Below are 13,568 nucleotides of genomic sequence, written 5' to 3'. Positions count from 1 at the left end.
CTAGTATCCATTTGCTTATGTTTTTTAAGCCTAAGCTTATAACAAAAGAAATGGAGATTCGTGATGACCCCGTTGAGTCGAGTCGTGATCGGCAGCCTGCTGATCCTGGCCTGGCCCACGGCGCATGCCGCCGATGGCCAGAAGATCTACACCCAGGGCGGGGCGAACCCCGCCGCCATGGCCTGTATAGGTTGCCATGGCCCAGACGGCAAGGGCATTGCCGCTGCCGGGTTCCCTCGCTTGGCCGGCCTGCCGGCCGGTTACCTCAGCAAGCAATTGCAGGATTGGCGCAATGGCACGCGCAAGCAGCCGGTCATGGAACCGCTTGCCAAGGCCCTGAGCGACGACGAAATCAAAGCCGTCAGTGCCTACTTGGCCAGCCTCCCGGCTGAGCCAGTAGCCGATCTGCGCCGCCAGCAGATAGCCGATGACCCCACCACGCGCCTGGCACTGTATGGCGACTGGGGGCGGCAGATTCCGGGGTGTGTGCAATGCCATGGCCCAGGCGGCAGCGGTGTGGGTGAGCATTTCCCACCGCTTGCAGGCCAGCCTGCGGCTTACCTGGTAGCCCAACTGAATGCCTGGCGCGACGGCAGCCGCAGCAATGACCCCAACCAACTGATGGTCGGCGTGGCCAAGGCCATGACCGATGACGAGGTCAAGGCGATTGCCGCGTTCTTCGCCCGTCCCGCCCACCCGGAGGTCACGCCATGAAGCCGATGATTCCAGCCGTGCTGCTGTTGGCCATGGGCAGTGCCCAGGCAGGCCCGATCGCCATGGAAGACCAGTCGCAGTTGAAAGTGCCGGGCGTGCAGGCCGCGCCCCAGTTCGTGCCGCCTGCCGAGAGCGAGTTGCCGGACAATGCCTTTGGCAAGATGGTCCGCCAGGGCCATGCGCTGTTTGTCGATACCCGGCGACTGATGCCGGAAGCCGTCGGCAACGGCATGAACTGCAGCAACTGCCACCTTGATCAGGGGCGCCTGGCCCACTCTGCGCCGATGTGGGGTGCGTATCCGATGTACCCGGCGTATCGCAAGAAAAACGACAAGGTCAACACCTATGCCGAGCGTATTCAGGGGTGTTTCCAGTTCAGCATGAATGGCAAACCGCCGGCGGCTGACAGCCCGCAGATGACGGCGTTGTCGGTGTATGCCTACTGGTTGTCGACCAAGGCGCCGACAGGCGTGGAGATCGCCGGGCGTGGCTACCCTGACGTACCGCAACCCCAGGGTGGCTACGACTTCAAGCGTGGCCAGCAGGTCTACCGTGACCAGTGTGCGATTTGCCACGGCGACAATGGCGAAGGGCAGCAGGTGGCCGGCGAGTATGTGATGCCGCCGTTGTGGGGCAAGGATTCCTACAACTGGGGGGCTGGGATGCACCGTATCAATACGGCGGCGTCCTTCATTAAATACAACATGCCGCTGGGCAAGCCTGGCAGCCTGAGCGATGAACAGGCCTGGGATGTGGCGGCATGGATCAACCGCCATGAGCGGCCGCAGGATCCGCGGTTGGTGGAGGGCTCTATCGAGAAGACGCGGCTTAAGTTTCATGCCAATGACGGGGTGAACCTGTATGGGCAGAAGGTCGAGGGGGTGCTGATCGGGCAAGGAACCGGTAGCTGATAGGCCAGCACAGGCAGCAACCGTTTTTGTCATCTACCCGTCACCGCCCTGCAACCACTGCCGGGTTGCAATGGCCGCCATCATCCTGAAGGAGCGCGGCCATGGAACTCTGTGTGATCGGGGCGGGGTATGTTGGTTTGGTGACGGCGGCCTGTTTTGCCGAAATGGGCAATCGCGTGGTCTGCCTGGAACGCGACCCGCAGCGCCTGATGCAACTGCGCCAAGGCCACTGCCCGATCCACGAGCCAGGCCTGCAGGCGCTGTTGCACAGCGCCATGCAGGCGGCCCGGCTGGCCTTCAGCGATGACTGGCAGCAAGCCCTGGCCGCCGCCGAGGTGGTGTTCATCGCAGTGGGCACACCGAGCCAGGAAGACGGCTCGGCCGACCTGCAGCATGTGCTGGCCGTGGCCGACAGCCTGGGGCGACACCTGACCCACCCGTGCCTGGTGGTGAACAAGTCGACAGTTCCCGTAGGCACCGCAGAACGCGTAGCCCGGCACATTGCGCTTGGCCTGCGCGAGCGTGGCGCAGGCTTCGTTGTCGAGGTGGCGAGCAACCCTGAGTTTCTCAAGGAGGGTAGCGCCCTCGAAGACTTCATGCGCCCGGACCGCATCATCATCGGCACCGACAGCGCAGCCGCCAGCCAGTGCCTACAGCGGCTGTATGCGCCGTTTGTGCGTAACCGTGAACGCATCCTGTTGATGGCGCCGCGTGCCGCCGAATTCAGCAAATACGCCGCCAATGCCTTTCTGGCCACCAAGATCTCCTTCATCAACGAACTGGCCGGGCTTTGCGCGCAGCTGGACGTGGATATCGAGCAGGTGCGACGAGGCATTGGCAGCGACCGGCGCATCGGCAGCCATTTCATTTATGCCGGGTGTGGCTATGGCGGCTCGTGCTTCCCCAAGGATGTCCGGGCGCTGATCCGCACCGCCGAGCAGCTTGGCTACCCGGCGGGTATCCTGCAGGCGGTGCAAGCCCGTAACGAAGCGCAGAAAACCTTGCTGTTCAAGGCGCTGCACCAGCATTTTGGCGGCTTCATGCGTGGGCGTAGCGTGGCGCTGTGGGGGTTGGCCTTCAAACCCGGTACCGACGACCTGCGCGAGGCGCCCAGCCTGGTACTGATCGACGCCTTGCTGGCGGCCGGTGCGCGGGTACAGGCCTGCGACCCGGTGGCGCTGGGCGGCATGGCAGGGCGCTACCCCCACGCCTTGGCCACTGGCCAACTGCGCCTGAGCGAAGACCCTTACGCCTGCGTCGAAGGTGCGGACGCCTTGGTACTGGTGACCGAATGGAAGCAGTTCAGGCAGCCGGATTTCGTGCGGGTGCGGGGGCTTATGCGCATGCCAGTGGTATTCGATGGTCGCAATATTTACGATGCTCAGGAACTATCTACACTGGGTTATCTCTATCATGGCATCGGTCGGCCTCAGGTGGGGCATTGTAAGGTGACTGCCGCCTGATTAGACTGCGCCGAATTCCACAGGCCTAGCCTTCGTTAAGGACGTATATGATCAAAAAATGCTTGTTCCCGGCCGCCGGCTACGGCACCCGCTTCCTGCCCGCTACCAAAGCCATGCCCAAGGAAATGCTGCCGGTGGTCAACAAGCCGCTGATCCAGTATGGCGTTGAAGAAGCGCTGGATGCCGGGCTGAACGAGATCTCCATCGTGACTGGCCGTGGCAAGCGTGCCTTGGAAGACCACTTCGACATCAGCTACGAGCTGGAAAACCAGATCAAGGGCACCGACAAGGAAAAATACCTGGTCGGCATCCGTCGTCTGCTCAACGAGTGCTCTTTCTCCTACACCCGTCAGACCGAAATGAAGGGCCTGGGCCACGCGATCCTCACCGGCCGCCCGCTGATCGGCGACGAACCGTTCGCCGTCGTCCTGGCCGACGACCTGTGCGTCAACCCGGAAGGTGACGGTGTACTGACCCAGATGGTCAAACTGTACAAGCAGTACCGCTGCTCGATCGTTGCCATCCAGGAAGTCGACCCGCAGGAAACCAACAAGTACGGTGTGATCGCCGGCGAGATGATCCGCGACGACATCTTCCGCGTCACCGACATGGTCGAAAAACCGGCCCCTGAAGACGCGCCATCGAACCTGGCGATCATTGGCCGCTACATCCTGACCCCGGATATCTTCGATATCATCGCCAACACCAAGCCGGGCAAAGGCGGTGAAATCCAGATCACCGACGCCCTGCTGCAGCAGGCCAAAGATGGCTGCGTGATCGCCTACAAGTTCAAGGGCAAGCGTTTCGACTGCGGTGGCGCTGAAGGCTACATCGACGCGACCAACTTCTGCTTCGAGAACTACTACAAGACGGGCAAGGCTTACTGATAAGCCTGGCAGGTCTGAGAGCCACCCTTCGGGGTGGCTTTTTTGTTTGCGGCGGCCAACGGCGGTATGCTGGGCGCCAGCCTAGGAGACTGAATAAATGGCCTACGATTTTGATCTGTTCGTGATTGGTGCCGGGTCCGGCGGTGTGCGCGCTGCGCGATTTGCCGCGGGCTTTGGCGCGAAAGTGGCAGTGGCCGAGAGCCGCTACCTGGGCGGTACCTGCGTCAACGTCGGCTGCGTGCCGAAAAAGCTGCTGGTGTATGGCGCGCACGTCGCTGACGAGCTGGAACAAGCCGCAGGCTTCGGCTGGACCCTGGAAGAAGGGCATTTCGACTGGGGCACCTTGATTGCCAACAAGAACCGGGAAATCGAGCGCCTCAACGGCATCTACCGCAACCTGCTGGTCAACAGCGGGGTGACCTTGTTGCAAGGCCATGCACGGCTCACCGGCGCCAACGAAGTGGACGTCGACGGCCAGCGCTACACGGCCGAGCACATCCTCATCGCAACCGGTGGCTGGCCGCAGGTGCCAGACATCCCAGGCAAGGAACTGGCCATCACCTCCAACGAGGCGTTCTACCTCAAGGCACTGCCACGCCGTGTGCTGGTGGTGGGCGGTGGCTACATTGCCGTCGAATTTGCCGGCATCTTCCAGGGCCTGGGTGCCGACACCACTTTGCTGTACCGCGGCGACCTGTTCCTGCGTGGCTTCGACGGCTCGGTGCGCACGCACCTGAAAGAAGAGCTGGAAAAACGCGGCCTCGATCTGCAGTTCAACGCGGACATCCAGCGTATCGACAAGCTGGATGACGGCAGCCTCAAGGCCACCCTCAAGGACGGCCGCGAGCTGGTTGCCGACTGCGTGTTCTACGCCACCGGTCGCCGGCCGATGCTGGACAACCTGGGCCTGGAAAACACCGGCGTCGAGCTGGATGCCCGCGGCTACATTCGCGTTGACGACCAGTACCAGACCACTGCGCCATCGATCCTCGCCATCGGCGATGTGATCGGCCGGGTGCAGCTTACCCCCGTGGCCCTGGCCGAGGGCATGGCCGTTGCACGGCGGTTGTTCAAGCCCGAGCAGTACCGCCCGGTGGACTACCAGAACATCCCCACCGCAGTGTTCAGCCAGCCGCCGATCGGTACCGTCGGCCTGACCGAAGAGCAGGCGCTGGAAGCCGGGCATAAGGTGCAGATTTTCGAGAGCCGTTTCCGGGCCATGAAGCTGACCCTTACCGACATCCAGGAAAAGACCCTGATGAAGCTGGTGGTCGATGCCGAGACCGACAAGGTCCTGGGTTGCCACATGGTTGGGCCGGATGCCGGTGAGATCGTCCAGGGCCTGGGGATTGCGCTGAAGGCCGGGGCGACCAAGCAGCAGTTCGACGAGACCATCGGTGTGCACCCGACGGCGGCCGAAGAGTTCGTGACCATGCGTACCGTTACCCGCTGATAATTGCGTGTGACGACACCACCCTGTGGGAGCGGGTTTACCCGCGAAGAATACAACGCGGTGTATGGCACCGGCTTTGCCGGTGTTCGCGGGTAAACCCGCTCCCACAGGGTTCTACTACATCAGCAGCAGCTGCGTTGTTCAGCGCAATCTCTTCTATTAATAAACCTTGGTTATAGCCAAAACCAATCAGCAGCATCAGCTTTGCCAATGAGCCTTCATTGGGATGAACGGTTAGGATTCTCTCCATCAACTGATTCCAACCCCATGAAGGAGCGTCTCTCATGCCTATCATCAACAGCCAAGTCAAACCGTTCAACGCCACTGCCTACCACAAAGGCGAGTTCGTCCAGGTCAGCGAAGCCGACCTGAAAGGCAAGTGGTCTGTCGTGTTCTTCTACCCGGCTGACTTCACCTTCGTCTGCCCAACCGAACTGGGTGACCTCGCTGACAACTACGCCGAGTTCCAGAAGCTGGGCGTCGAGATCTACGGCGTGTCCACCGACACCCACTTCACCCACAAAGCCTGGCACGACACTTCGGACACCATCGGCAAGATCGAATACCCGCTGATCGGTGACCCGACCCACATCATCTCGCGCAACTTCGACGTACTGATCGAAGAAGCCGGCCTGGCCGATCGCGGTACCTTCGTGATCAACCCAGAAGGCCAGATCAAGATCGTCGAACTCAACGACGGTGGTGTAGGCCGTGACGCCAGCGAGCTGCTGCGCAAGGTCAAGGCTGCCCAGTACGTTGCCGCCCACCCAGGCGAAGTCTGCCCGGCCAAGTGGAAAGAAGGCGAAGCCACCCTGGCACCGTCGCTGGACCTGGTTGGCAAGATCTAAGGTCGTGCGCCAGTCGCGGGCGGTAAGCAGCCGCCAAAGCTGAAGTACCTACCGCCCCGCCAAACGCCCGGGCGCTGCTGCCTGGGCGTTTTTGTATCTGAAGATTGAAAAAGGAATCGCCCGTATGTTGGACGCCACGCTTAAATCGCAACTGAAAACCTACCTGGAGCGGGTCACCCAGCCGATCGAGATCGTTGCCTCCCTCGACGACGGCGCGAAGTCCCGCGAATTGCACGACCTGCTGGTGGAAATCGCCGGCCTGTCGAACCTGATTACCCTGCGCGCGGACGGAAGCGACGCCCGTCGTCCTTCGTTCTCGCTCAACCGCCCGGGGGCTGACATCAGCCTGCGTTTCGCCGGCATCCCCATGGGCCACGAATTCACCTCCCTGGTGCTGGCGCTGCTGCAAGTCGGCGGCCACCCGTCCAAGGCCAGCGCCGACGTGATCGAGCAGATCCAAGGGCTGGAAGGCGAATTCACCTTCGAAACCTACTTCTCGCTGTCGTGCCAGAACTGCCCGGACGTGGTCCAGGCGCTGAACCTGATGGCGGTGCTCAACCCCAACGTGCGCCATGTGGCCATCGATGGCGCGCTGTTCCAGGACGAAGTCGAAGCGCGCAAGATCATGGCGGTGCCGAGCGTTTACCTGAACGGCGAAGTGTTTGGCCAGGGCCGCATGGGCCTGGAAGAGATTCTGGGCAAGATCGACACCAGTGCCGGCACCCGCCAGGCCGAGAAGATCAATGCCAAGGACGCATTCGACGTATTGGTGGTCGGTGGTGGCCCAGCCGGCGCCGCGGCGGCGATCTATGCCGCGCGTAAAGGCATCCGCACCGGTGTTGCCGCCGAGCGCTTTGGTGGGCAGGTGCTCGACACCCTGGCCATCGAAAACTTCGTTTCAGTGCAGGAAACCGAAGGGCCGAAGCTGGCCACCGCGCTGGAGGAACACGTCAAGCAGTACGACGTCGACATCATGAACCTGCAGCGCGGCGAGGCGTTGATCCCTGCCACCGACGGCGGCCTGCACGAAGTACGCCTGGCCGGTGGTGCCTCGCTCAAGGCCAAGACCATGATCCTGGCCACCGGTGCCCGCTGGCGCGAAATGAACGTGCCGGGTGAACAGGAATACCGCGGTCGCGGCGTGGCCTACTGCCCGCACTGTGACGGCCCGCTGTTCAAGGGCAAGCGTGTGGCGGTGATCGGCGGCGGCAACTCTGGCGTGGAAGCGGCCATCGACCTGGCCGGCATTGTCGCCCAGGTGACGCTGATCGAGTTCGACAGCCAACTGCGTGCTGACGCCGTGTTGCAACGCAAGCTGCACAGCTTGCCGAACGTGAAGGTGATCACCAGCGCGCTGACCACCGAAGTGCTGGGCAATGGTGAGAAAGTGTCCGGTTTGCGCTACAAGGATCGCACCACCGATGAGCTGCATGACCTGGCGCTGGAGGGCATCTTCGTACAGATCGGTCTGCTGCCGAACACTGACTGGCTGAAAGGTACGGTCGAGCTGTCGCCGCGTGGCGAGATCATTGTCGATGCCAAGGGCGCGACCAACATCCCAGGCGTGTTTGCCGCGGGGGATGTGACCACGGTGCCGTACAAGCAGATCGTCATCGCAGTAGGCGAGGGCGCCAAGGCTTCGCTGGCAGCCTTCGATCACCTGATCCGCACCTCGGCGCCGGCGTAAGTCAAGCACAAGCCTGAGGGTGTCTATGATTACCCCAGACACCCTCAGGAATCTCACCCATGACCCTGATCAGCCGCGAACCCTGGTGGCTAGTGCCACCCAAGCCCGGGCAAAAGGAGCAGGACCTGCACTGGGGCTATCTGGAAATTTACGCCGACGGCCGCACTGTGTTCGTCGACCAGCGCCCCAGCGATAAAGAACTGGCCGAGCGCAAAAGCTGCCGCAACTTCCCCGACCCCGAGCGCTGAAGGGCTTAGCCTTCGAGCTCGGCCAGGCGCGCCTCCAGCGCTGCAATCCGGGCTTCCAAGGCCTCCATGCGCTCCTCCGAAACACTGCCGCCACTGCTGCGGGCGCCCCCTTCCTGCTGGCGCGCGGCCAAAATCGCCTCGATTTCTGCCGGGTCACCCAGCGCATGGGTATAGCGGTCTTCGCGTTGGCCTGCCTGGCGCGGCAGGTGCAAAGCCAAATCCCGTGAAATCAGGCGCTCCAGCTGGTGCTGGATTTGTTCAGTGTCGTCGAAGTCGTGCAGGCGGTTGCTGCGGCTGAGCAGCTCGTTGAGGGTTTGCGGGCCGCGCAGGAACATCAGGCCCATCAGCACCAGCTGCGCCGGCACCAGCTCCAGGGCCTTGTCCACGCGTTGCTCCCAGCGGTCGGCGCGGCTGCCCATCTGCAAGCGTGTCATGCCCTGGCCTTCGAGTGCGCGCAAGGCCTGGCCGACCTGGCCTTGGGTGAGGTTCATCACCGGCTCGCGGCTGGTCTTCTGGTTACAGGCCAGGACCAGGGCATTGAGAGTCAGTGGGTAGCTTTCCGGGCTGGTGGCCTGTTTTTCGATCAGCGAGCCGAGAATGCGGATCTCGGTGCTGTTGAAACGGCCTTCACCTGCGGTTTCGTGTTCTGACATGGCCCAGTCTCATTGCGAGGAAAAGGCCACTAGCGTAGGTAAAGCCGCTGCATTAGGCAATTGGCAGCGCTTGTTGAACGGCCTTGCCGGGGCTCCGGGCTGGTCGAAAGGGCCGCAAAGCGGCCCCAACACGCTTAAGCCCCGCGCCGCTCTTCAGCCTGGCACGCCGCTGCCGTGAACAGCACGTCGGTCGAAGAATTCAGCGCAGTCTCGGCCGAATCCTGCAGTACGCCGATGATGAAGCCCACGGCAACCACCTGCATGGCGATCTCGCTGGGGATGCCAAACAGGCTGCAAGCCAGCGGAATCAACAACAGCGAACCACCCGCCACGCCCGAAGCGCCGCACGCGCAGACCGCTGCCACCACACTCAGCAACACCGCAGTCGGCAAGTCGACCGGGATACCCAGGGTGTGCACGGCCGCCAGGGTCAGCACGGTGATGGTGATCGCGGCGCCGGCCATGTTGATGGTCGCGCCCAGGGGGATCGACACCGAATAGGTGTCTTCATGCAGGCCAAGGCGCTCCGACAGCGCGAGGTTGACCGGAATGTTGGCGGCCGAGCTGCGGGTGAAGAACGCCGTGATACCGCTTTCACGCAGGCACAACAACGTCAGTGGGTACGGGTTGCGGCGAATCTTCCAGAACACGATCAGCGGGTTCATCACCAGGGCTACGAACAGCATGCAGCCAATCAGCACGGCCAGCAGGTGCAAGTAGCCGAGCAGGGCGTTCAAGCCTGACTGGGCCAGGGTCGCGCTGACCAGGCCGAAGATGCCCAGCGGGGCGAAGCGGATGACCACGCGCACGATCAGGGTCACGCCGTTGGACAGGTCCTCGACCACAGTGCGGGTGGTTTCGCCGGCATGGCGCAGGGCCACGCCCAGGCCGATCGCCCAGGTCAGCACGCCGATGAAGTTAGCGTTGAGCAAGGCATTGACCGGGTTGTCGACGGCGCTCAGCAGCAGGTTCTGCAGCACTTCCGTGATGCCGCCCGGTGCACTCAGGGCGGCGTCGCCGGCGCTCAGTGCCAGGTGCGACGGGAACAGCATGCTGGCGACCACGGCCACCACGGCTGCGGCAAAGGTACCCAGCAGGTACAGCCACAGGATCGGGCGGATGTGGGTTTCCTGGCCATGGCGGTGGTTGGCGATCGAGGCCATGACCAGGATGAACACCAGGATCGGCGCCACGGCTTTGAGGGCGCTGACGAACACCTTGCCGAGGAAGGCCAGGTTGCGGGCGACGTCGGGCGCCAGCAGTGCCAGGGCGATGCCCGCGAGCAGGCCGATGACGATCTGCGTCACCAGGCTGGTGCGGTTGAGGAGGCGGAAGACAGGGGTCATGTGCAGCGCAGTCTCGGTTTTTGAAAGGGCGGGACTTTACCACAGACCGCTGTAGGGCTTGCCGGCAATGAACTGGGAAAAATTACCAGTGAAACAGCTCCCGCCGTGCCCCCTCGGTAATGGCCACGATGCCCGGGTGCTTGACCTTGCGCTCCACCGAGATGGCGTAGAACGACTCATGCACCGCCTCGGTCTGCCCGATCAACTGCACACCATACTGGCGGCACACCTCCTCGGCGATGACGCTGGGCGCGACGAAAATGCCGCTGCCCGATTGCCCGAATGCCTGCATCAAGGCGCTGTCGTCGAACTCGCCAACGATGCGCGGCTGCACCTGTTGCTCGCCCAGCCAACGCAGCAACCGGCTGCGCACCACGGTTTCCTGGCCTGGAATCAACAGCGGCGCATCTTGCAGGCAGGCCGGGAAGGGGCCGGCATGGCGTTGTGCCAAGGCCTGTGTGGCGAAGAAACTCAGGCCGCACTCGCCCAGCTTCTGGCTGTAGCCCTTGATGTCCAGGTGGCTGGGCATCGGGCTGTCGGAGATGACCAGGTCCAGGCGCTGGATCGCCAAGTCTGCCAGCAGCCGCTCGAGCTTGTCTTCGCGGCAGTTGATGCGCAGCACCTCGTCCAGCTCCATGGTCGGCGCCAGCAGGCGATAGACGATGGATTTGGGGACCACGTCGGCCACGCCCACACGGAACAGGATCTGTTCCTGTGGGCCGGCACGCAGTAGCGCTTCAAGCTCGCCGCCGATCTGGAACATCTGCTCGGCATATACCAGCGTCTGGCGGCCGGTCTCGGTCAACTCCAGTTGCCGCCCGACCCGTTGAAACAGCTCCAGGCCATAGGTCTGCTCGAACAGGCTGATCTGCCCGCTGATGGTCTGGGGGGTCAGGTTCAATTGCTCACTGGCCCGCGCAATGCTGCCGGTCTTGGCCACGGCCCAGAAGTAGTGCAACTGGCGGTAGTTGAGCATCGGTTTTTCTCGATTCGTAAAAACCGAAGTATAACCGCTGAAAATACGAATTTTCCTGATGTATTGGCCTCTTTAGAATGCGACTCCATCAGGCGCTGCGTGCGCCGCCGGAATATCGACAAGCGAGGAACCCATGTTGCAGCTTAAATCCATTGGCACGCCTTTGGTGTTGGCCCTGGCCCTGTTCACCCTGGCCGGCTGCGATCAGGCCGAAAAATCCGCCCAGCAGATGCTCGACCAGGCGGCCCAGTCGGCTAAGCAGGCCATCGACAAAACCAACGAAGCGGCGCAGCAGGCCCTGAGCGATGCCATCGGCAGCGAAGGCCAGCCGCTAAAAGACGTTGAAAAGCAAGAAAAGACCCAGGACATCTGACCCCAAGACCCGATGCAGGATTGATTAAATGGAATATTTGCTGGAACTCGCCGCAAGCCCGACCGCCTGGGTCGCCCTCGCCACGCTGGTGGCCATGGAGATCGTGCTGGGTATCGACAACCTGATCTTCATCTCCATCCTCACCAACAAACTGCCCCTGGAGTACCGCTCCAAGGCGCGGCGCATTGGTATCAGCATGGCCTTGGTCATGCGCCTGGCGCTGCTCAGCACCGTGGCCTGGATCGTCCAGCTGACCGAGCCGGTGGTCGATGTGTTCGGCCATAGCTTCTCGTGGAAGGACATGATCCTGATCGCCGGTGGCCTGTTCCTGCTGTGGAAGGCGACCAAGGAAATTCACGAAAACGTCGACCCGCACGGCGCCAAGGAAGAATCCAAGGCCGGTTCCACCATCACCTTGGGCTTCGCCGCGGCCATTGGCCAGATCCTGTTGCTGGATATCGTCTTCTCGATCGACAGCATCATCACCGCCGTGGGCATGACCGAACACCTGCCGATCATGATCATTGCCGTGATCGCTGCTGTGATCGTGATGTTGGTGGCGGCCGACCCGCTGGCCAAGTTCATCAATGACAACCCGACCGTGGTGATGCTGGCCCTGGGCTTCCTGATCATGATCGGCATGACCCTGATTGCCGAAGGCATGGGCGCTCACGTGCCGAAAGGGTATGTGTATGCGGCGATGGCGTTCTCGACCTTGATCGAGATCCTCAACATCATGGCCCGCCGGGCGCGGATGAAGCGCGAAGCGGCTGAGGGTTGATCTAGAAAAAGCGGGGCCATGTGGGAGCGGGCTTGCCCCGCGAACACCGGCGAAGCCGGTGCCAACCACCGCGTGGCCCCATTCGCGGGTCAAGCCCGCTCCCACAGGTATACATCAAATACGTGCGTTTAATGCGCCTCTACCTGCCGCCGCGCCCCGCGCACAGCCTGAGGTTCGGCCACACCCTGCGGTGGCAGGTGATGATGGGAATGACGCCGTACGATACGCAGTACACCCCACAGCATGGCGGCTGCGACGCTCAGCCACATACCTACCAGCATGAGGATTGCCAGGGTCAGGCTCATGTGTGCCTCCTTCTCTCGGGCCAGCGCGCTGTCAGCCAGGGCTCGCCTTACAGACACTTCATTAGTCTAGCCTGCCCCTTGTGACGTTCCATTGACCTTAGGTCTATTGCTGAGGCCGATTCGCTACAAGCCGGTGTCGGACTATACCCGCGCACCTGTGGGCCCTATGATCGGTGCCCAGAGCCGGGCGCTGCCTGCCTGGCATAGGAACAAGCGAGTGCCCATGGAGCAAGTTTCCTTCAAATCGCTGGCTTCAGCCCCACGCCGGTTGCTGCTGGCTGGCCTGGTGGCAGTCAGCCTGGCCGGTTGCGCCAGCGCACCGCCCGCTAGCCTCAAAGGCCTGCCGCAGCGGGTCGAAATCAGCAGCGTGCCGTTCTACCGGGGTAACGCCAACCACAGCGGGGCCATGGCCCTGGCGGCGCTGCTTTCACAACAGGGCGCGCCGATCACCCCCGGGCTGCTGGATAAACCTTTGAACTTGCCTCAAGGCGCCGAAACGCTGGATACCAGTATCCCCCGTGTCGCACGGGACTACGGCATGGTGGTGTATGCGCTGGACAAACAACTGGACGCCTTGCTCACACAAGTGGCGGCGGGCAACCCGGTGTTGCTGTGTTACGAGGAGGGTTCGGCCTGGTGGAGCGAGCCACGCTACGCCGTGCTGATCGGTTATGACCGCTACAAGCAACGCGTACTGTTGCGCTCAGGCATGCACCGTCGGCAACTGATGGCCTTTGATGACTTTGCCTCGGCCTGGGCCAAGCAGGGGAGTTGGGCGGTGCTGCTGCAACCGCCGCGGCAACTGCCCGCCCAGGTTGACCGGCAACGCTGGTTGCAGGCTGCCGACGAGCTGGCCCGCGCAGGGCAGGAAGTCGCCGCCAAACAGGCGGTGAACAGCCTGGGGCGGTAAGCCGCGCATCGGT

General features: G+C 62.5%; 16 protein-coding genes. 11 read left to right on the top strand and 5 right to left on the bottom strand.

Going from position 1 to position 13,568, the window contains the following annotated elements; genetic code table 11:
- Nucleotides 1–63: 63 nt before the first annotated feature.
- The 5 genes from QOS90_RS09460 to gorA all read left to right on the top strand — a co-directional run bounded on the left by QOS90_RS09460 (nt 64) and on the right by gorA (nt 5,428).
- Nucleotides 64–714, top strand: coding sequence for a c-type cytochrome (locus QOS90_RS09460; RefSeq protein WP_085273075.1), 651 nt, complete (start codon nt 64–66; stop codon nt 712–714).
- Nucleotides 711–1,625, top strand: a complete 915-nt coding sequence (locus tag QOS90_RS09455) for a c-type cytochrome (RefSeq protein WP_085273076.1) — start codon at nt 711–713, stop codon at nt 1,623–1,625. The genes QOS90_RS09460 and QOS90_RS09455 overlap by 4 nt, the downstream gene beginning before the upstream one ends.
- 101 nt (nt 1,626–1,726) lie before the next feature.
- Nucleotides 1,727–3,088 carry a UDP-glucose dehydrogenase family protein gene (locus QOS90_RS09450; protein WP_027592672.1) on the top strand — a complete coding sequence of 454 codons (1,362 nt, stop codon included), beginning with the start codon at nt 1,727–1,729 and terminating at the stop codon, nt 3,086–3,088.
- Nucleotides 3,089–3,135: 47 nt separating this feature from the next.
- The gene (gene galU, locus QOS90_RS09445; RefSeq protein ID WP_027592671.1) at nt 3,136–3,975 is read left to right on the top strand and encodes a UTP--glucose-1-phosphate uridylyltransferase GalU; all 840 of its coding nucleotides are present in this window, start codon (nt 3,136–3,138) and stop codon (nt 3,973–3,975) included.
- A 97-nt stretch (nt 3,976–4,072) separates the two neighbouring features.
- A complete protein-coding gene (gene gorA, locus QOS90_RS09440; RefSeq protein WP_027592670.1) occupies nt 4,073–5,428 on the top strand; it encodes a glutathione-disulfide reductase in 1,356 nt (451 codons plus the stop codon).
- A gap of 37 nt (nt 5,429–5,465) precedes the next feature.
- Here the strand turns inward: gorA and QOS90_RS09435 are convergent, their stop codons facing one another.
- The gene (locus QOS90_RS09435) at nt 5,466–5,678 is read right to left on the bottom strand and encodes a hypothetical protein (protein ID WP_157765542.1); all 213 of its coding nucleotides are present in this window, start codon (nt 5,676–5,678) and stop codon (nt 5,466–5,468) included.
- A 34-nt stretch (nt 5,679–5,712) separates the two neighbouring features.
- Between QOS90_RS09435 and ahpC the strand changes: the two genes are divergently transcribed.
- From ahpC to QOS90_RS09420, 3 genes are all read left to right on the top strand, one after another.
- On the top strand, nt 5,713–6,276 hold the full coding sequence (gene ahpC / locus QOS90_RS09430) for an alkyl hydroperoxide reductase subunit C (RefSeq protein WP_027592669.1): 564 nt from the start codon (nt 5,713–5,715) through the stop codon (nt 6,274–6,276).
- Between the two features lie 124 nt (nt 6,277–6,400).
- The gene (gene ahpF, locus QOS90_RS09425; RefSeq protein ID WP_085273077.1) at nt 6,401–7,963 is read left to right on the top strand and encodes an alkyl hydroperoxide reductase subunit F; all 1,563 of its coding nucleotides are present in this window, start codon (nt 6,401–6,403) and stop codon (nt 7,961–7,963) included.
- A gap of 59 nt (nt 7,964–8,022) precedes the next feature.
- Nucleotides 8,023–8,211, top strand: a complete 189-nt coding sequence (locus tag QOS90_RS09420) for a hypothetical protein (RefSeq protein WP_085273078.1) — start codon at nt 8,023–8,025, stop codon at nt 8,209–8,211.
- A 5-nt stretch (nt 8,212–8,216) separates the two neighbouring features.
- On the opposite strand, the gene QOS90_RS09415 is transcribed toward QOS90_RS09420, so the two are convergent.
- From QOS90_RS09415 to nhaR, 3 genes are all read right to left on the bottom strand, one after another.
- Nucleotides 8,217–8,864: a YceH family protein gene (locus QOS90_RS09415; protein WP_085273079.1), complete on the bottom strand. Its 648-nt coding sequence runs from the start codon at nt 8,862–8,864 to the stop codon at nt 8,217–8,219.
- 134 nt (nt 8,865–8,998) lie between these two features.
- Nucleotides 8,999–10,210, bottom strand: a complete 1,212-nt coding sequence (gene sstT, locus QOS90_RS09410) for a serine/threonine transporter SstT (protein WP_027592665.1) — start codon at nt 10,208–10,210, stop codon at nt 8,999–9,001.
- Nucleotides 10,211–10,292: 82 nt separating this feature from the next.
- Nucleotides 10,293–11,186 (bottom strand): transcriptional activator NhaR, encoded by an 894-nt coding sequence (gene nhaR, locus QOS90_RS09405; RefSeq protein ID WP_085273080.1) that lies wholly within the window; start codon nt 11,184–11,186, stop codon nt 10,293–10,295.
- Nucleotides 11,187–11,319: 133 nt separating this feature from the next.
- On the opposite strand from nhaR, the gene QOS90_RS09400 reads away from it, so the two are divergent.
- Both QOS90_RS09400 and QOS90_RS09395 read left to right on the top strand, forming a co-directional pair.
- The gene (locus QOS90_RS09400; RefSeq protein ID WP_085273081.1) at nt 11,320–11,559 is read left to right on the top strand and encodes a hypothetical protein; all 240 of its coding nucleotides are present in this window, start codon (nt 11,320–11,322) and stop codon (nt 11,557–11,559) included.
- A 28-nt stretch (nt 11,560–11,587) separates the two neighbouring features.
- The gene (locus tag QOS90_RS09395) at nt 11,588–12,340 is read left to right on the top strand and encodes a TerC family protein (protein ID WP_027592662.1); all 753 of its coding nucleotides are present in this window, start codon (nt 11,588–11,590) and stop codon (nt 12,338–12,340) included.
- A gap of 128 nt (nt 12,341–12,468) precedes the next feature.
- On the opposite strand, the gene QOS90_RS09390 is transcribed toward QOS90_RS09395, so the two are convergent.
- Nucleotides 12,469–12,645: a hypothetical protein gene (locus tag QOS90_RS09390; protein ID WP_177323871.1), complete on the bottom strand. Its 177-nt coding sequence runs from the start codon at nt 12,643–12,645 to the stop codon at nt 12,469–12,471.
- 166 nt (nt 12,646–12,811) lie between these two features.
- Here QOS90_RS09390 and QOS90_RS09385 point away from each other — a divergent pair, with 166 nt between their 5' ends.
- Entirely contained in the window at nt 12,812–13,555 is a 744-nt protein-coding gene (locus tag QOS90_RS09385) for a peptidase C39 family protein (RefSeq protein ID WP_085273082.1), read from the top strand.
- The last annotated feature ends 13 nt before the right edge of the window (nt 13,556–13,568 follow it).

Source organism: Pseudomonas sp. LAIL14HWK12:I10 (assembly GCF_900184205.1).
GTDB lineage: Bacteria > Pseudomonadota > Gammaproteobacteria > Pseudomonadales > Pseudomonadaceae > Aquipseudomonas > Aquipseudomonas kermanshahensis.
This window is presented reverse-complemented; position numbering and strand designations above follow the sequence as displayed.

What these genes read in the sequence shown, in the direction of transcription:
- QOS90_RS09385 (WP_085273082.1), top strand. Translation starts at nt 12,812, where the DNA reads ATGATCGGTGCCCAGAGCCGGGCGCTGCCTGCCTGGCATAGGAACAAG.
- QOS90_RS09460 (WP_085273075.1), top strand. Translation starts at nt 64, where the DNA reads ATGACCCCGTTGAGTCGAGTCGTGATCGGCAGCCTGCTGATCCTGGCC.
- QOS90_RS09435 (WP_157765542.1), bottom strand. Translation starts at nt 5,678, where the DNA reads ATGGAGAGAATCCTAACCGTTCATCCCAATGAAGGCTCATTGGCAAAG.
- QOS90_RS09420 (WP_085273078.1), top strand. Translation starts at nt 8,023, where the DNA reads ATGACCCTGATCAGCCGCGAACCCTGGTGGCTAGTGCCACCCAAGCCC.
- ahpF (WP_085273077.1), top strand. Translation starts at nt 6,401, where the DNA reads ATGTTGGACGCCACGCTTAAATCGCAACTGAAAACCTACCTGGAGCGG.
- QOS90_RS09450 (WP_027592672.1), top strand. Translation starts at nt 1,727, where the DNA reads ATGGAACTCTGTGTGATCGGGGCGGGGTATGTTGGTTTGGTGACGGCG.
- QOS90_RS09455 (WP_085273076.1), top strand. Translation starts at nt 711, where the DNA reads ATGAAGCCGATGATTCCAGCCGTGCTGCTGTTGGCCATGGGCAGTGCC.
- nhaR (WP_085273080.1), bottom strand. Translation starts at nt 11,186, where the DNA reads ATGCTCAACTACCGCCAGTTGCACTACTTCTGGGCCGTGGCCAAGACC.
- QOS90_RS09390 (WP_177323871.1), bottom strand. Translation starts at nt 12,645, where the DNA reads ATGAGCCTGACCCTGGCAATCCTCATGCTGGTAGGTATGTGGCTGAGC.
- ahpC (WP_027592669.1), top strand. Translation starts at nt 5,713, where the DNA reads ATGCCTATCATCAACAGCCAAGTCAAACCGTTCAACGCCACTGCCTAC.
- QOS90_RS09395 (WP_027592662.1), top strand. Translation starts at nt 11,588, where the DNA reads ATGGAATATTTGCTGGAACTCGCCGCAAGCCCGACCGCCTGGGTCGCC.
- QOS90_RS09415 (WP_085273079.1), bottom strand. Translation starts at nt 8,864, where the DNA reads ATGTCAGAACACGAAACCGCAGGTGAAGGCCGTTTCAACAGCACCGAG.
- gorA (WP_027592670.1), top strand. Translation starts at nt 4,073, where the DNA reads ATGGCCTACGATTTTGATCTGTTCGTGATTGGTGCCGGGTCCGGCGGT.
- sstT (WP_027592665.1), bottom strand. Translation starts at nt 10,210, where the DNA reads ATGACCCCTGTCTTCCGCCTCCTCAACCGCACCAGCCTGGTGACGCAG.
- galU (WP_027592671.1), top strand. Translation starts at nt 3,136, where the DNA reads ATGATCAAAAAATGCTTGTTCCCGGCCGCCGGCTACGGCACCCGCTTC.
- QOS90_RS09400 (WP_085273081.1), top strand. Translation starts at nt 11,320, where the DNA reads ATGTTGCAGCTTAAATCCATTGGCACGCCTTTGGTGTTGGCCCTGGCC.